12 protein-coding genes are annotated in these 15,349 nt (G+C 61.5%); 8 read left to right on the plus strand and 4 right to left on the minus strand.

Annotation, left to right across the window (positions count from 1 at the left end; translation table 11 throughout):
• Positions 1-171: 171 nt before the first annotated feature.
• Together G5149_RS08705 and sohB are read right to left on the minus strand one after the other, a co-directional pair.
• Entirely contained in the window at positions 172-1,392 is a 1,221-nt protein-coding gene (locus G5149_RS08705; protein WP_421212265.1) for an MFS transporter, read from the minus strand.
• Between the two features lie 200 nt (positions 1,393-1,592).
• Complete coding sequence (sohB, locus tag G5149_RS08710; protein ID WP_421212266.1) at positions 1,593-2,600, minus strand: protease SohB; 1,008 nt, start codon at positions 2,598-2,600, stop codon at positions 1,593-1,595.
• A gap of 222 nt (positions 2,601-2,822) precedes the next feature.
• Between sohB and G5149_RS08715 the strand changes: the two genes are divergently transcribed.
• Together G5149_RS08715 and G5149_RS08720 are read left to right on the plus strand one after the other, a co-directional pair.
• A complete protein-coding gene (locus G5149_RS08715) occupies positions 2,823-3,578 on the plus strand; it encodes a YciK family oxidoreductase (RefSeq protein ID WP_005334909.1) in 756 nt (251 codons plus the stop codon).
• Positions 3,579-3,705: 127 nt separating this feature from the next.
• A complete protein-coding gene (locus G5149_RS08720; RefSeq protein ID WP_421212267.1) occupies positions 3,706-4,620 on the plus strand; it encodes a LysR family transcriptional regulator in 915 nt (304 codons plus the stop codon).
• Positions 4,621-4,635: 15 nt separating this feature from the next.
• Here the strand turns inward: G5149_RS08720 and G5149_RS08725 are convergent, their stop codons facing one another.
• Positions 4,636-5,808 (minus strand): MFS transporter, encoded by a 1,173-nt coding sequence (locus tag G5149_RS08725; RefSeq protein WP_064335729.1) that lies wholly within the window; start codon positions 5,806-5,808, stop codon positions 4,636-4,638.
• 182 nt (positions 5,809-5,990) lie between these two features.
• Between G5149_RS08725 and G5149_RS08730 the strand changes: the two genes are divergently transcribed.
• Both G5149_RS08730 and G5149_RS08735 read left to right on the plus strand, forming a co-directional pair.
• A complete protein-coding gene (locus G5149_RS08730; RefSeq protein ID WP_421212268.1) occupies positions 5,991-7,136 on the plus strand; it encodes a MalY/PatB family protein in 1,146 nt (381 codons plus the stop codon).
• 82 nt (positions 7,137-7,218) lie between these two features.
• Entirely contained in the window at positions 7,219-8,640 is a 1,422-nt protein-coding gene (locus G5149_RS08735; protein ID WP_337072410.1) for a TAXI family TRAP transporter solute-binding subunit, read from the plus strand.
• A 124-nt stretch (positions 8,641-8,764) separates the two neighbouring features.
• Here G5149_RS08735 and G5149_RS08740 read toward each other — a convergent pair whose 3' ends face one another.
• The gene (locus G5149_RS08740) at positions 8,765-9,679 is read right to left on the minus strand and encodes a LysR family transcriptional regulator (RefSeq protein ID WP_337072411.1); all 915 of its coding nucleotides are present in this window, start codon (positions 9,677-9,679) and stop codon (positions 8,765-8,767) included.
• A gap of 170 nt (positions 9,680-9,849) precedes the next feature.
• On the opposite strand from G5149_RS08740, the gene G5149_RS08745 reads away from it, so the two are divergent.
• From G5149_RS08745 to ygjK, 4 genes are all read left to right on the plus strand, one after another.
• Positions 9,850-11,106, plus strand: coding sequence for an adenylosuccinate synthetase (locus tag G5149_RS08745; RefSeq protein WP_005347796.1), 1,257 nt, complete (start codon positions 9,850-9,852; stop codon positions 11,104-11,106).
• A gap of 197 nt (positions 11,107-11,303) precedes the next feature.
• On the plus strand, positions 11,304-11,840 hold the full coding sequence (locus G5149_RS08750) for a YbhB/YbcL family Raf kinase inhibitor-like protein (RefSeq protein ID WP_005353872.1): 537 nt from the start codon (positions 11,304-11,306) through the stop codon (positions 11,838-11,840).
• Positions 11,841-11,851: 11 nt separating this feature from the next.
• Positions 11,852-12,652: a helix-turn-helix transcriptional regulator gene (locus G5149_RS08755; RefSeq protein WP_042082583.1), complete on the plus strand. Its 801-nt coding sequence runs from the start codon at positions 11,852-11,854 to the stop codon at positions 12,650-12,652.
• 195 nt (positions 12,653-12,847) lie between these two features.
• Positions 12,848-15,328 carry an alpha-glucosidase gene (gene ygjK, locus G5149_RS08760; protein ID WP_216978246.1) on the plus strand — a complete coding sequence of 827 codons (2,481 nt, stop codon included), beginning with the start codon at positions 12,848-12,850 and terminating at the stop codon, positions 15,326-15,328.
• Positions 15,329-15,349 lie beyond the last annotated feature (21 nt).

The raw sequence follows: 15,349 nt of genomic DNA on the forward strand, positions 1-15,349 counted from the left end.
CCATCGAGGCAACCACTATCCGCGCCGGACCAGCTGAACGGCGTTTTCCTCCGAAACATCTCAATACACAAGGTCAGCCAGCGTGGCCTTGTTGACTGCCTTTCATCCCGTTAGAGGGATTTCAGGCTGATATTTAGCACTCAAGTAGGAACATCACAGGTAGCTCGGGCGTCATACCGCCTTGCCAACCCCCTCCTTGTGTCGAGCGCTATAACGAGCACCCGACTCATACAACGAAAGAGTGACCACACAGAGCAGCGCCATCAGCACATAGAGCAGCTGACCGCTCCACTGTTCGAGGATCCAGCCTCCCAGCAGCGCGCCGGCGGCCCCTCCCAACCCGGCCAGTGCGCTGGCACCAAAGTAGCTCCCCTTGAGATGAGCGGGGGCCATCTGATCGATCAGCACGTTGAGCAGGGGGAACAGGATGGTCTCGCCGATGCTGAGCAGCAGAACAGCGCCAAACCAGTGGCTGCGCACCATCGGGTCCCCCAGCGCGAAGAGCAGCTGGGCCGCCAGAAAGAGCGCCATGCCGATATGAAGCCGTACCCGCACCGGCCAGCGTGACAACAAGCGCAGCAGCGGAAACTGCAGCAGCACCACGGTCAGGGCATTGGTCGCCACCAGCAGAGCAACCAGCTCGGCCACCTGCGGCATACCGGCCCGGGTCAGGTACTGCACCAGCGGTGAGTGAAACTGGGAGTAGACCAGCACCATCAGGAGATTGGCCATCACCAGCAACAGGAAGGCGCGATCCGCCAGCAACACCTTGATTGCATCCCGCAAGCCGGGCCCGGCAGTCCCCGGCTTGCCTGTGCTGCCAGCCCGGCGAAAGCCCCAGCCAAAGGCCAGCGCCAGCAGCAAATAGCTCACCACCAGAAACAGGAAGGTCTCCTGCTGGGCGTTGATCCCGAGGGTCACCCCGAGCAGCGGCCCCAGCGCCGCCCCCAGGTTGAGCAGAAAATAGCGCAGGTGCAGTGCCAGCTCCCGCGCCTTGGCCGAGGCCAGACTGTCGGCCATCAGCGCCTTGCCGGGGGCATCGATGAGCCCCGACGAGAGGCCGCTGCCCATCACCCCTATCCCGAGCCAGAACACCGCATGGGAGAAACCGAGCAGACCGAAACAGATCATCGCCACCAGACAACCGGCCAGCAGTATGCTGCGCCGCCCGAAGCGATCAGAGAGCCAGCCGCCGTAGAAACTGACCAGGGTAGAGAGGGCCATCGAGCCACCCAGCAACAGGCCGATGAAGGTGGCCGAAAGGTCATACTCCCGATAGAGCAGAATGGAGAGGAAGGGCCACACCATGTAGTAGCTGGTGCGCACCATGAAGGTGCCCAGAATGACGATCCAGACCAACGGGGTAAATTGCCTGAAGGTGCTCCATGACATCGCTATGCTCCATGCCCCGCAGTTCTTACCACAAGATCCTGTCATAAACGGGGAAAGCATTCAGTTGTAACAGAGGGCCTCAATAGAAACAACCTTTGCTCACCCGCAAGGTGCAACCGGATGCAAAAAGGCCAGCCGATGGGCATCGGCTGGCCTTTTTATCGCGGGATTTCCCTCTGGCTAACGCCAGAGGGCCAGGCTTAGCGCCAGGGGCTCTGCTGCCACAGCCGCCCAAGTCCTGCCTCGAGCGCCTGCGCGCCCTGCTGCCCCAGCTTCTGGGTCAGGCTTTTTGGCTTGCGATAGCTGATGCCGATCACCTTGTGGTGGCTGGCCTGCGCCAGCAGGTAGTCATCGCTGGTGCAGAGGGTATCCACCAGCCCCAGCCCCTTGGCCTGACTCGCCAGCCAGTGCTCACCGGTCGTGACCCGATCGATATCGAGTTGCGGACGGTGCTCGGCCACAAAGGCCTTGAAGCGCTCGTGGATCGCCGCCAGCTCCTCGCGAAACTTCTCGCGCCCCAGATCGTCGTTCTCGCCGAACATGGTGATGGTGCGCTTGTATTGACCGGCGGTGTGCATCTCGAATTCGATATCGTGCTTTTTCAACAACTTGTTGAAGTTCGGCATCTGGGCGATCACCCCGATGGAGCCGACGATGGCAAAGGGGGCAGCCAGGATCTTGTCCGCCACGCAGGCCATCATGTAGCCGCCACTCGCCGCCACCTTGTCGATAGCCACGGTGAGCTTGATGTCACGATCGCGCAGCCGCTGCAGCTGGGAAGCGGCCAAGCCGTAACCATGCACTACGCCACCACCGGATTCGAGCCGCAGCAGCACCTCGTCGCCGGGCTGGGCGACGCCAATCACCGCGCTCACCTCCTCGCGCAGGGAGGCCACCTCTTTGGCATCCATGCTGCCGTTGAAATCGAGCACGAACAGGCGGCTTCGCTCATCACCGGCCTTGGTGCGTTTTTTCTGCTCTTCCTTCTGCTGCTTTTCCATCACCTTGCGCTCAGCCTTGCTGGCCAGCGCACTCTTGAGGGCAAATTGCCCCTGTTCCAGCTCGCTCGAGAGATCGGTCACCACCAGCTCACCCTTGCGCGCTTTCGGCTGGCGAGTGCTGACGATCATCAGGATGATGGCGCCGATGGCCAGCAGAAAGGTCACTGTCTTGGCCAGAAACAGGCCATATTCGGTCAGAAATGTCACGATGGACTCCAGAATGGATCGGTTTTCGTCACATTCTAGGGAGTTTGGTGAATGCGCGCAAAAAATCGCAGCCAGTGCCCGGAAAAACCAACCAGAGCATCACAACCTCTCTATTTTCTTCACATTTTTCTTGCCGCTGGCTGGTCAAACAGGCGCGCGGATCAGTACACTTGGCGCCGATTGCCATGCACTTATGGCCGGAATTTGTTAACAGGAGTTGTCATGCTCGATTATCAGGCACCCCGCGATCTGCTCAAGGATAAAGTCATTCTGGTCACCGGTGCCGGCGACGGGATCGGCCGCGAAGCCGCCCTCACCTACGCCGCCCACGGTGCCACCGTGATCCTGCTCGGCCGCACCAGCGCCAAACTCGAAGCCGTGTATGACCAGATTGAAGCGGCCGGTTATCCGCTGCCCGCCATCGTGCCGGTGGATCTGAAAGGGGCCACCGCCGCCCACTACCGCGGCATGGCCGAAACCTTCGCCCAGCAGTTTGGCCGCCTCGACGGCGTGCTGTTCAACGCCGGTCTGCTCGGTACCCTCTCTCCGTTTGAACATATTCAGGAGAAGGAGTGGGACGAGGTGATGCAGGTCAACGTCAAATCGGAATTCCTGCTGACCCAGGCACTGCTGCCGCTGCTGCGCCAGACCGCCAAGGCGCAGGGCGATGCCTCCATCGTCTACACCTCCTCCAGCGTGGGACGCAAAGGGCGCGCCTACTGGGGCACCTATGCCATCTCCAAATTTGCCATCGAGGGGATGATGGAAGTGCTGGCCGACGAGCTGGAGAACACAGGCGTGCGGGTCAACACCCTCAATCCGGGCGGTACCCGCACCAAGATGCGCGCCAGCGCCTTCCCGGCGGAAGATCCCATGAACCTCAAGACCCCGGCCGACCTGATGCCGCTCTACCTCTACCTGATGGGGTCGGACAGCCGCGGCAAAACCGGCCAGACCTTTGTGGCTCAGCCAAAATAAACAGGCGTATCAGCCCAAATAAATCAATAAAATACCCAGAGTGTTGTGCGGCAAGGGTTAAATTGAATAGGGGGCACAGGCTCCCTGTTCGAACCACTGACCATCCTATCTCCAATCAGGTTGAACTATGTTTCGTCCCAAGAGCACGTTTGAGCAATGGCGGATCTTTCAGGCGGTGGTCGACTGCGGCGGCTACGCCCAGGCGGCCGAGGCGCTGAACAAGAGCCAGTCCTCCCTCAATCATGCGGTTGCGAAGTTGCAGCAGAGTCTGGGGGTGCCCTTGCTGGAGGTGCGCGGCCGCAAGGCAGTGCTGACACCGGCGGGCGAGATCTTCCTCAAGCGGGCCCGTCAGTTGAGCCAGCAGGTGGAAGAGCTGGAGAATCTGGCCAACAACCTGGAGCGGCAGTGGGAGCCGCAGATCAACCTCTATGTCTCGGCGCTGCAGCCAAGGGATCGCCTCTATCGGGCGCTGGCCAGCTTCTATCCTCGCAGTCGGGGTTGCCGGGTCAACCTGCACGAACGCATTCACTGCCACTTCAACGCCCTGCAACCGGGGGATCTGATGCTCTCCGAGCACCTGCCCGGCGATCGCACCGGCCTGTTGCTGGACGAGGTGTGCCTGCTGCCCCTCTGCGCCGCCAGTCATCCGCTGGCACAGGAGGAGGGGGCGATCCGCAACGATGTATTGACCAGCCACAACCAGATCAGCCTTCACCCCCCCATTCACCGCTCGGTGGACTGGAACGATGCGGATGATACCGGCTGGAAGGCGACCCACTACCACGAAGTGCTCGCCATGCTGCGCCTCGGCCTCGGCTATGCCTGGCTGCCGCGCCATCTGGTGGAGCGGGAGCTGGCGGAAGGTTCGCTCATACAGCTGGTTCTGGAAAGCGGCAACGAGCGCCACCTCTACACCTATCTGCTGACCCTCTCCCCCGAATCCCTCGGCCCCGCGACCGAGCTGCTGCTGCGCTGCCTGCGTAACGAGTATCAGGGCGAATCAGCGCCGCTCCCGCACGCCCAGTCCCAGCACGATAAATAACAGCCAGATCCCCCGTCAGACGTTGGGCACCCGCCAGCTGGCGGCCAGTGCTACCAGTGCCAATCCCAACGCCACCATAAAGACCCCGTGGAAACTCCACACCTCCGCCACCACACCGGCGATGGCCCCCGCCATGATGGAGCCGGTGCGGATGCTGTTGGCAAACAGGGTGGTCGCCACCCCGGCTCGCCCCGGCATCAGATCCTGAAAGTAAGACATGCCGATCCCCGCCACGATACCGATGAAGATGGCGTTGAACAGCTGCAAGGCGATCAGGGCGTATTGGTCGGTGAGGGTCACCAGTCCGGTGTAAAAAGCCGCGCCAGCCAGCACCGCCAGCAACATCATGGGGCGCTTGCCAAAGCGCGCCGTGTAGTAACCCGCCAGCAGCATGAAGGGGATCTCCAGCGCCGCTGCCGTGCCCATCAGGATACCGGCAAGCTTCTCATCCATCCCCAGTTCCCGGGTGATGTAGAGCGGCATATTAATGAGGTACATGCTGTTGCAGGTCCACATCAGGGTGGAGGCGATAAAGAGCGCCCGCACCGCCGGATCCCGCCAGCTGCTGACCCGCTCGCTCTCTTCAGCCAGCTTGGGTAGTGGCAGCGAGGGCAACCAGCGCCACACCACCAGGGCACAGAGCAGGTAGGCGAGTGCCGAGGCCAGGTACATCAGCTCAAAACCGTAGCCGATGGCCAGCGCGAAGGCGATGGGTGGGCCTATGACCCAGGCCAGCGAAAACTGGGCCCGCATCACCGAGCTGAACATGTCCGCCCGCCGGTTGCGGCTGTCGGAGTACTCCCGCGCCAGCGCAAACAGCTGGGGGCTGGCCGTGGCCGCCAGCGCCGCCAGCATCACCCCCAGACTCGCCAACAGCCAGTAGTTGCGGTTCCAGGCAAACAACAAGGAGAGCGCCACCCCGGCAAAGCAGCAGCGCAGGATCAGTCGCTTGCGATCCCCCTTGTTGTCGGAGCGGTGGCCCAGCCACTGACTGACCAGAATGCCCACCACGGCGTTGATGGTATAGAAGAGCCCGACCAGAAAGGGGCGCACCTGCACCTCTTCGGCCAGAAACAGACTTAAGGTAGGCACCTGCAATGCCACCGCGACGCCGGTCATAAAAGTCACGGCAAGAAATGAAAGAGAGACGGGATCCGGGCGTTTGACCGCCGCTATCGACAAGCTCATAGGGTTACCACTGATTGGAAGGACGATACGGGCTAACGGGCGGCAGCCGTATGAAAATTCGGCGCCTATCTTATGTCACTATCAAGAGCGGGCTCAAGGATGGCATAAGCAGGTGTGCGCCTTGCGAGGGAGGCCGCGACCCCGTAGAGTGAAAGCCCATCCTGCCAGCACAAGGAGTTCGCATGTTTGATTTTGATCAGGAAGTAGACCGCAGTGGCACCATGAGCCTGAAATGGGACAAGTACAAGGGTCAGGATGTGCTGCCCATGTGGGTTGCCGATACCGACTTTGTCTCCCCCCCATCCGTGATCGAGGCGTTGACCAAACGGGTCGCCCACGGCATTTTCGGCTATTCACGCCCCTCGCCGCGACTGATCGAACTCATTATCGAACGGATGGCGACCCGCTATGGCTGGACTATCGAGCCCGAATGGCTGGTATTCCTGCCAGGCGTGGTGCCGGGGCTCAACCTCGCCTGCAAGGCCTGGAGCCAGCATGGTCGCGGCATCATCACCCCCAAGCCGGTCTATTACCCCTTCCTGCAGGCGCCGGGCTTCAATGATCGTCCCCTGCTCACCGTGCCGATGATTGAGGAAGCGGGTCGCTGGGTGCTGGATCTTGAAGAGCTGGAGCGTCAGGCCCCCGCCGCAGATCTGCTGCTGCTCTGCAACCCCCACAACCCGGGCGGCACCATCTTCACCCGTGACGAACTGCTGGCCATCGATGCCATCGCCGCGCGCCACAATCTGGTGATCTGCTCCGATGAAATCCACTGCGATCTGCTGCTGGATAAAAACGCCCGCCACATTCCCTACGGCGCCCTCAGTCCGGAAGCGGCCGAGCGCTGTGCAGTGATGATGGCTCCGAGCAAAACCTTCAATATCGCCGGTCTCTGCTGCTCCTTCGCCATTATCCCCAACGCCCGTCTGCGCTTCAGGCTGCAGCAGGCAATGCGCGGCATCAGCGCCGACGTCAACCTGCTGGGCTTTGTCGCCGCCGAAGCAGCCTACGAGGGCGGCGAACAGTGGCTGACCGAGCAACTCGACTATCTGGCGGCCAATCTGGCCCTGATCCAGCAGGCGGTGGCTCGCTGGCCCGGCGTCAAGCTGGCCAACCATCAGGCAACGTATCTGGCCTGGATCGATGTATGCGCCCTTGGCCTTGCCGATCCCATCGCCTTCTTCGAGCAGGCCGGCGTTGGTCTCTCCCCCGGCGCCCAGTTTGGCGACGGTCAGTTTGTGCGGCTCAACTTCGGCTGCACCAGGGCACGACTGACCGACGCGCTGGCGCGGATGGAGCGGGCAATCCTCAACCACAGCAAGCCCTGATCAGCCCAGCAACGGGATGGGCAAGCCCCATCCCTTTTACCCTGTGTCATCAGCCAGCGGTCAACTCAGTCAACGGTCAATTATGTCTCTACGGATCTTGCATCACCTTCTGCTCCCCCTCTGTGCACTCTCTGCGCTGCTCCCTTTTGGCAGCCAGGCGCTGACTATCGGAACGGGACCGCTCAACGGGGTCTACTACCCGACCGGTGGCGCCATCTGCCGGGTGCTCAATGCCGACCATGCCCTCCATGGGGACAGCTGCACCGTGCAGAGCACCCGCGGCTCGATGGCCAACCTCAAGGCGCTCGGCAAAGGGGACGTGCAGCTGGCGCTGGTGCAGTCCGATGTACTGCACCACGCCCTGCACGGCACCGGTCCCTTCAGCGGGCAGGGAGCCAACAATGAGCTGCGCAGCCTGTTTCGCCTCTATCAGGAGTCGCTGACCCTGCTGGCCGCCCCCGACAGCGGCATCACCACCCTGGCAGATATCGAAGGGAAACGGGTCTACCCGGGCAACAATGGCGCCGGTGAGCAGATCACCAGCCAGGCCCTGATGGCAGCTATGGGATGGCAACCCGGGCAGTTTGCTGCCTATCAGCTCAAGTCGGAGAGCGAACCGCTGGAAGGGCTCTGCGATGGCTCGCTGGATGCCGCTTTTGTGGTAGCCGGTCACCCCAGTCTGGCAGTCGGCGATCTGCTCAGCCGCTGCAAAGTGCGCCTCATCCCTATCGAAGGGGAGCAGATCGACACGCTGCTCAAGAAACACCCCTACTACCAGCGCAGCCGCATCGCCGCCAACCTCTATCCGGGGCAGACCACCGCCATCAACAATATCGGAATGAGTGCCGAACTGGTGGCGCTGGCCAGCCTGCCGGACCCCATCGTCCGTACCGTGCGCGATACCCTGCTGGCCCGGTTCAAGCAGTTCAGCCGGTTGCATCCGGCCCTGAGCAAGGTGACCCCCGAGCAGTTGCAGGCGCAAACCGAGCTCCCCCTCCATGCGGGGATGTCAGATCAACCGCCAGCCCCTTTGCCACTGACCCCCGAACAGTTAACTGTGGAACAGCTGACACCAGAGCCGTTAACACCAGCACCATCGACCTCGGAGGCGGCACCAACGGCAGAGCAGGTGAGTGCCGCCGATGGGACGACTGCCCCCCTTGAAGCGCCCTCTGACGCGACCGCCACCAGCAATGCCGCAGTGGCAACAGAAGCCACAGAGGTTAATTCCTTGCCCGAAGAGGCCCTCGAGGTCACCCCCGAGCTCATGGTGCCAACCACAGAGGATGAGAGCGTGGCCCCTTCTGCCGCAGCGTCAACGGTTCCATCACCATCGGCTGCCGTGTCGACTCAATGGCCACAAAGCGCCTCTGCAGCCACTGCGCCGCAAGAGCAGGCAATCCAGCCTGCCAGCAGCGCGGTTGCTGGCAAAACCCCACCGCAGGATAAAACCGACACGCCTCCCTCCCCTGCTACCAGCGCAGCCACACAGCTGCAACCCTGAGTAGTCAGCTCCCACAAATGCATCAGGGCAGCCTCGGCTGCCCTGATTGTTTACGCGCGTTCGATAGTGACGCAATTGATGGCGGCGCAGTCACCCCGATAGGCCTGCTCACCTTGCCGCTCAGCTACGGCTCCATCACCCGGGTCAGATAGGGGTTGGGCTTCTGGATCTCCTCCTCCACCCAGTGCAGCAACTGCTTGATGGCCCGCGACAACACCTGATTCTGGCGCACCACATAACCCAGACTGGTACCGGGAAAGTCGCCGAGGCTGGTGACCGGCGCGGTGAGGTTGAGGCGCGGATGCAGGGAGAAGTCCGGCACGATGGCGACACCAAAGCCCGCCTCGGCCCAATCGAGCTGGGCGTCGACGCTGCCTACCTCCATGATGCGGCAGGGGGGCAAGGCCAGCAGCGGCAGGGACGGGTCGATCAGCGCCCGGGTGCGGGTGTCGTGACCGAGCAGGATCAGGGTCGGCTCATCAAGGGGATCGCTCTCTCCCGCCACCGCCCGCGCCTGCCAGCGGGCAAGGCCGTGGCCCAGGGCGCACCAGGTCACCTGTTGCAGCTCGGTATAGAAGAGCGGATCGCTGCGCTTTTGCGCCATGACAAAACCCAGATCCGCCTTGCCCGCCTTGACCAGCTCGGCCGCCTGATCCGAAGTGGTGTTGAACAGGGTGAGGTCGATGCCGGGAAACTCCCGTTTGAAGCGCTGGAACGGCTGGATCAGCAGCAGGCGGGAGATGATGTCGCTGGCGGCGATGGCCAGCGTCCCCTGACTCAGCTGGTTGAGGGCATTGAGATCGGACTGGCAGAGCTGCAACTCGGCAATGGTGCGCTCGGCGCTTTGCAGCAGCCGCTCCCCCGCCTGCGTCAGGCGAAACGGGCTGCGCTCGATCAGCCGCACCCGGGTCGCCTGCTCCAGCCGCTTGATATGCAGGCTGACATTGGGCTGGGTCATGTGCAGCTCGGTGGCTGTCTGGCCAAAATGTTGCAATCGGGCCAGGGTGACAAAGGTTTGCAACCAGTGAATATCCAGCATAAGAGTCCCTCAACCCGCAATGTGCGGGGCTTGCCAGGCAAAATCGGACGGTTTGCCGCTAAATTGGCCATAATTATATGATTCTCTTATCGGAATTATAAAGATAATTAATTTTTCTAATCCGCATCAGGCTCCTAGGATGGACGCCTAACGTCTTAGGAGAAAGAGTCATGTCGTCTATCGTAGTCGTAGGTGCTAACTGGGGTGATGAAGGCAAAGGCCGCATCGTGGATTATCTGGCAGGTCAAGCTGGCGCCAGCATTCGCTTCCAGGGCGGCAACAACGCTGGCCACACCGTGGTCAACGACCTTGGCACCTTCAAGCTGCACCAGGTTCCGAGTGGCGTATTCAACCCGGATTGCCTGGTTGTCCTCGGCCCGGGCATGGTGATCAGCCCCGAGAAACTGACCGTCGAGCTCGAGGAAGTCAAAGCCTCCGGCGTGACTCCGAAGCTGGCCATCTCTGACCGCGCAACTCTCTGCCTGCCGCTGCACGCACTGGAAGATACCCTGGAAGAGCAACGTCTGGGTGACGGCGCCTATGGCTCCACCCGTCAGGGCATCGCCCCTGCCTACGGCGATCGCGTGATGAAGAAAGCAATCCTGGTTGGCTGGCTGAAACAGCCGGACGTGCTGGTCGAGCGCATCCAGTTCATGCTGGACTGGAAACTGCCGCAGATGAAGGCTATCTACCCCTCCTTCGAATTCACCCAGACTGCCCAGGAGATGGCCGACTGGCTGCTGGAAGTCTCTGCACCCTGGATCGACGCAGTGTGCAACGTCAGCATGCCGCTCAAAGCGCTGCAGGCTGAAGGCAAGACCCTGCTGTTCGAAGCCCAGCTGGGCGCTGGCCGTGACCTGATCTACGGCGAATACCCCTGGGTGACCTCCTCCCACGTATCTGGCGCCTACGCCGGTATCGGTGGCGGTCTGCCGGGTCTGCGTCCGGAGCGCGTCATCGCTGTGGCCAAGGCATTCAGCTCCTCTGTCGGTACCGGCACCCTGCTGACCGCCATGGAGAACCAGGACGAGTTCCGCAAGATCACCAACGAGTTCGGCGCTACCACTGGCCGTCCTCGTGATGTCGGCTACTTCGACGCTGTCGCCACCAAGAACGGTGTCGAGCTGCAAGCCGCCACCGAAGTGGCCCTGACCAAGCTGGACTGCCTGACCGGTCTGCCGGATCTGAAGATCTGCGTGGCCTACGAAGGTGCCCACACCGAGAACCCGATTTGGCCGCAAACTGCAGCCCTGAAGCCGGTTTACGAGCAGATGGAAAGCTGGAGCGAAGACATCACCGGTTGCCGCACCTTCGAAGAGCTGCCGCGCGCTGCCCAGCAGTACGTGCTGCGTATCGAAGAGCTGCTCGGCGTACCGGTTCCGATGGTTTCCGTCGGCCCGGGCCGTGACGAGATGATCCTGCGCTAAGCCGCACCTCTTATCGTCAAACAAAAAACCGGCATCCCTGATGCCGGTTTTTTTATGGCTGCTATTTACCTTATCGCCATAAAAACCACCCAAAGGCTCAATTAACTCAACAATCGACCTCACATTGAGCCGTTCTGCAATATTATTCTGCCCTGCTCTCGCTAAAGTGAACCCGTTACCACACGAGGAGTCACCCGATGAAATTGCTCAAACAGAGTGCCCTGTTGCCACTGCTCTGCCTGACGGCCATGCCAGCCTTTGCCATGACCCTAAAGAGCACGGACATTCACGAAGGCCAGTTGATGGACAAACAGTTCAGCTTCAACGGCTTTGGCTGCAGCGGCGACAACCACTCGCCCCAGCTGAGTTGGCAGGATCTGCCGGCAGGCACCAAGAGTGTTGCCATCACCGCCTATGACCCAGATGCCCCCACCGGCAGCGGTTGGTGGCACTGGCTGGTGGTTAACCTGCCTGCCACCCAGAGCGAACTGGCCAGCAATGCCTCCGGCAAGCTCAAGCAGGGATTGGAGATCCGCACCGACTTTGGCAGCCAGGGTTATGGCGGCCCCTGCCCGCCCGCTGGTCACGGCATGCACCGCTATCAGTTCACCGCCTGGGCCCTGCCCCATGATCTCGAGGTAAAGGCTGATACCCCGCCGGCTATGGTAGGCTACATGCTCAACAGCATGGCGCTCGGCAAAGCCACCCTGACCGCCACCTTCGTCACCCCCTAGGAGCCAACCGGATGAGCACTCCCCTGCTGCAACAGAGCCACTATCTCGGGATCCGCCAGCAGCCCCTGCACCGGGTGCTCATCTATGCCCCGACCCTTATATGGGTCACCCAGGGGAGCAAGCAACTATGGTGGCGCGAGCGACGTCTGTCGTTTGACAGGGAGCGGTGGCTGCTGATCCCGGCAGGCCACCAGCTCACCTTCGTCAATCAGCCGGAGCAGGGCAAGTTTCGCTCCCACGCCATCACGCTGCTCACTCCGCCGCCACCAGAATGGCTGGCCGAGTCAGCCCCTTCCCACGCCGACCTGGAGGAACCCGCCGTCAAGGTCACCCCCGGGCTCGCCTTCTGCTTTGAGCTCATCAGCACCATGGCCGAACGGGGACTGAGCGAGGCGACCCAGGCCGAACTGCTGCGCGGCTTCTATGCCGAGCTGCGGGCCGCCAACGCCCTCGGGTTGCTCTTTCCCGCCAGCACCATGACCCTCGCAGAGCGGCTGGCACGCTACCTGGCGGTGGAACCCGGCATCGACCACACCCTGGAGGCAGTGGCCCCCCACTTCTCCATGAGCCGCGCCTCCATGGTGCGCAAGCTGGCAGCCGAAGGTCGCAGCTTTCGCCAGTTGCTGGCTCAGGTACGCATGAGCCACGCCCTCAACCTGTTGCAACAGGGCCTGACCCCGCTGGAGGTTGCCCTCGCCTGCGGTTATGACTCCCCCAGCCGCTTTGCCGCCCGCTTCAAACAGGAGTTCGGCCTGACGCCCCACCAATACCTGCACACCTGCCCTGCCAGATTGGCGAGCAACGGCAAGTAAAATATTACTTAAATCCAATCTTATGTAACCTGATGTAACCCGGTGATCCCGCTCACATTGCCGCCTCTTCAGAGTGTGATCTCGCGCCAACGCTCCCTTTCCCCTTGCCATACAATGGCTACCGAACACCTTTTCACTAAAAATAAGCGTAAAAAATCTTCCTTTTAACCTACATAAACGGAATTGGAGCGAGAAATGTTTCGTAAAACTTTACTCTCGGTAGCCCTCGGCACCGCCCTGTTCGGACTGACCGCCTGCAACGATAACCAGACAGAGAGCAGCACAGTCGCCAAACCGGAGCAGGCCATCCAGTACAAGGACGTGATCGACCGTCGGGGAACACCGACCCAATTCCGCGACTTTGACAGCTACTCCAACCTCAAATACAACCCGCTGCTCGATCTGGGGGCATGGCACGGTTTCCTGCTGCCTGCCAGCGACAAGGAGTGGGGGGGCTTTACCGGCCCCATGGTCATCTCCGAGGAGTACAGCCTCTTCTTTGCCAGCGAGCTGGACAAGCTCACCCTGAGCGATGCGAGCGGCCGCCCGTTCCCGCTCACCAGCGCCCGCAAGCAGGAGGTGTACGCCATTCCCGGTGCGCTGGTGCAACGCTTCGAGTTCGAGCCCTTTACGCTGGAGCTGGAGCTGCGTTATGGCGATGCCCGCACCGCCCTTATCCGCACCCGACTCATCAATCAGACCGATGCACCGCTCACCCTCAACCTCAACTGGCAGGGCGAGTTGCTCAATCAATGGGATGCCAAGGATACGATTGCCAGCAAATATCCAGGCTGGACTCGCACCATCAGCGAGAGCGACAAAGGAATCGAATTCCAGTTCGGCAAACTGCGCAGCACCTGGAACATCATGCAGAGCGGCAGCGCCCGCTATCGCATCGACCGCACCCTGCCAAGTCGCACCACCCTCGACCAGAAGACACTGGGATACCAAAGTGACGCCAGCATTACCCTGGCCGCCAAGGGGAGCGAGGATATCTACACCCTGCAGAGCTATCTCCACTCCGCAGATGACGCCAGCCGCCATCAGCAGAGCCGTCAGGCCCTGCTGGCCGACCCGGCCAGCTATTTTGCCGACTCCATCCGCCGCTGGGAGGGCTACCTTGCCAACGGTCTCTCCAATCAGGGGATCCCCGAGTCGGAGCGTCGCATCGCCGTCAAGGCGATGGAGACCCTCAACGGCAACTGGCGCTCCCCGGCTGGCGCCATCCTCCACGACGGGGTAACCCCCTCCAATACCGCACGCTGGTTCGACGGCGTCTGGGCCTGGGATAGCTGGAAGCACGCCTATGCCATGGCACACTTCAACCCGGAGGTGGCCAAGAACAACGTGCGCGCCATGTATGACTATCAGGTACAGCCGGATGATCCGGTGCGACCACAGGATGCGGGCATGGTGATCGACGCCGTCTTCTACAACAAGCTGGCGGATCGCGGTGGCGATGGCGGCAACTGGAACGAGCGCGACACCAAGCCGCCCCTCTCCGCCTGGGCCATCTGGGAAATCTACAGCGCCACCAAGGACAAGGCCTTTATCGCCGAGATGTATCCCAAGCTGCAGGCCTACCACGACTGGTGGTACCGCGCGCGGGACAACAACCGCAACGGCATCATCGAATATGGCGCCACCAAGCATGTGGAGCACAACGACGAGTACGGCAATATCACCTTCAAAGTGCAGTACTCCAACGGTATTCCCGCCGGGCTGGATCTCTCCAGCTGTACCAGTGAGGGGGATGGCTGGTATGCCTGCGCCGGTATGCCGCTCTATCAACAGGTGTTGAACGTGGGCGGGTACAGCGACATGGATATCGGTGCCCAGCACGGCGCCGGTTGGGAGTCAGGCATGGACAACGCCGCCCGCTTCGGCTTTATCGAACCGGGCCAGCTGCAACGCTATGCCGACAAGACCTATGGCGGAGATTTGGCCAAGGCACGTCAGGACTGGAACGTCGCCTTCTTTGAAAACCATCAGGACAATGGCGATTTGATCGGCTTCTCCATCGATCAGGAGTCAGTGGAGCTCAACGCCTTCCTGGCCAAGGAGAAACGCATTCTGGCAGACATGGCCGACCTGCTTGACAAGCCGGACGACGCGAGCCGCTACCGCGATGGCGCGACCCAGCTGGCTGGTTACATCAACAGCTGCATGTTCGATGAGGCATCAGGCTTCTATTACGATCGCCAGATTGCTCAGGGGGATGTTGCTGACGGCAACGGCTGCGTCGGCAAATTGCTGACAGCCCGCGGCCGTGGCCCGGAAGGGTGGAGCCCGCTCTGGGCAGAAGTCGCCGACAAGGAGAAAGCGGCACGGGTGCGCGAGGTGATGCTCAACGCCCAGGAGTTCAACACAAAGATCCCGCTGGGCACAGCCGCGCTGACCAACCCGGCCTACGACCCCAATATCTACTGGCGCGGCCGGGTATGGCTCGATCAGTTCTACTTCGGGGTGAAGGGGCTCGAAAACTACGGCTACCGCAGCGATGCCGAGGCTCTGGTCAACAAGCTGTTCAACAACGCTGAGGGCTTGGCGGGCAGCGGCCCCATCCGCGAAAACTACAATCCGGAGACCGGCGCCATGCAGGGGGCCAGCAACTTCAGCTGGAGCTCGGCCCACCTCTATATGCTCTATCGCAACTTCCTCAAGCCACAGGAATAAGCCTCGAGAGAGGATGCCCCC

Origin of the sequence: Aeromonas sp. 600479, from assembly GCF_049175515.1 — a bacterium.
GTDB classification, from domain to species: domain Bacteria; phylum Pseudomonadota; class Gammaproteobacteria; order Enterobacterales; family Aeromonadaceae; genus Aeromonas; species Aeromonas veronii_A.

What these genes read in the sequence shown, in the direction of transcription:
- G5149_RS08735 (WP_337072410.1), top strand. Translation starts at nt 7,219, where the DNA reads ATGTCTCTACGGATCTTGCATCACCTTCTGCTCCCCCTCTGTGCACTC.
- G5149_RS08755 (WP_042082583.1), top strand. Translation starts at nt 11,852, where the DNA reads ATGAGCACTCCCCTGCTGCAACAGAGCCACTATCTCGGGATCCGCCAG.
- G5149_RS08750 (WP_005353872.1), top strand. Translation starts at nt 11,304, where the DNA reads ATGAAATTGCTCAAACAGAGTGCCCTGTTGCCACTGCTCTGCCTGACG.
- G5149_RS08745 (WP_005347796.1), top strand. Translation starts at nt 9,850, where the DNA reads ATGTCGTCTATCGTAGTCGTAGGTGCTAACTGGGGTGATGAAGGCAAA.
- G5149_RS08740 (WP_337072411.1), bottom strand. Translation starts at nt 9,679, where the DNA reads ATGCTGGATATTCACTGGTTGCAAACCTTTGTCACCCTGGCCCGATTG.
- G5149_RS08705 (WP_421212265.1), bottom strand. Translation starts at nt 1,392, where the DNA reads ATGTCATGGAGCACCTTCAGGCAATTTACCCCGTTGGTCTGGATCGTC.
- G5149_RS08720 (WP_421212267.1), top strand. Translation starts at nt 3,706, where the DNA reads ATGTTTCGTCCCAAGAGCACGTTTGAGCAATGGCGGATCTTTCAGGCG.
- G5149_RS08725 (WP_064335729.1), bottom strand. Translation starts at nt 5,808, where the DNA reads ATGAGCTTGTCGATAGCGGCGGTCAAACGCCCGGATCCCGTCTCTCTT.
- G5149_RS08715 (WP_005334909.1), top strand. Translation starts at nt 2,823, where the DNA reads ATGCTCGATTATCAGGCACCCCGCGATCTGCTCAAGGATAAAGTCATT.
- ygjK (WP_216978246.1), top strand. Translation starts at nt 12,848, where the DNA reads ATGTTTCGTAAAACTTTACTCTCGGTAGCCCTCGGCACCGCCCTGTTC.
- G5149_RS08730 (WP_421212268.1), top strand. Translation starts at nt 5,991, where the DNA reads ATGTTTGATTTTGATCAGGAAGTAGACCGCAGTGGCACCATGAGCCTG.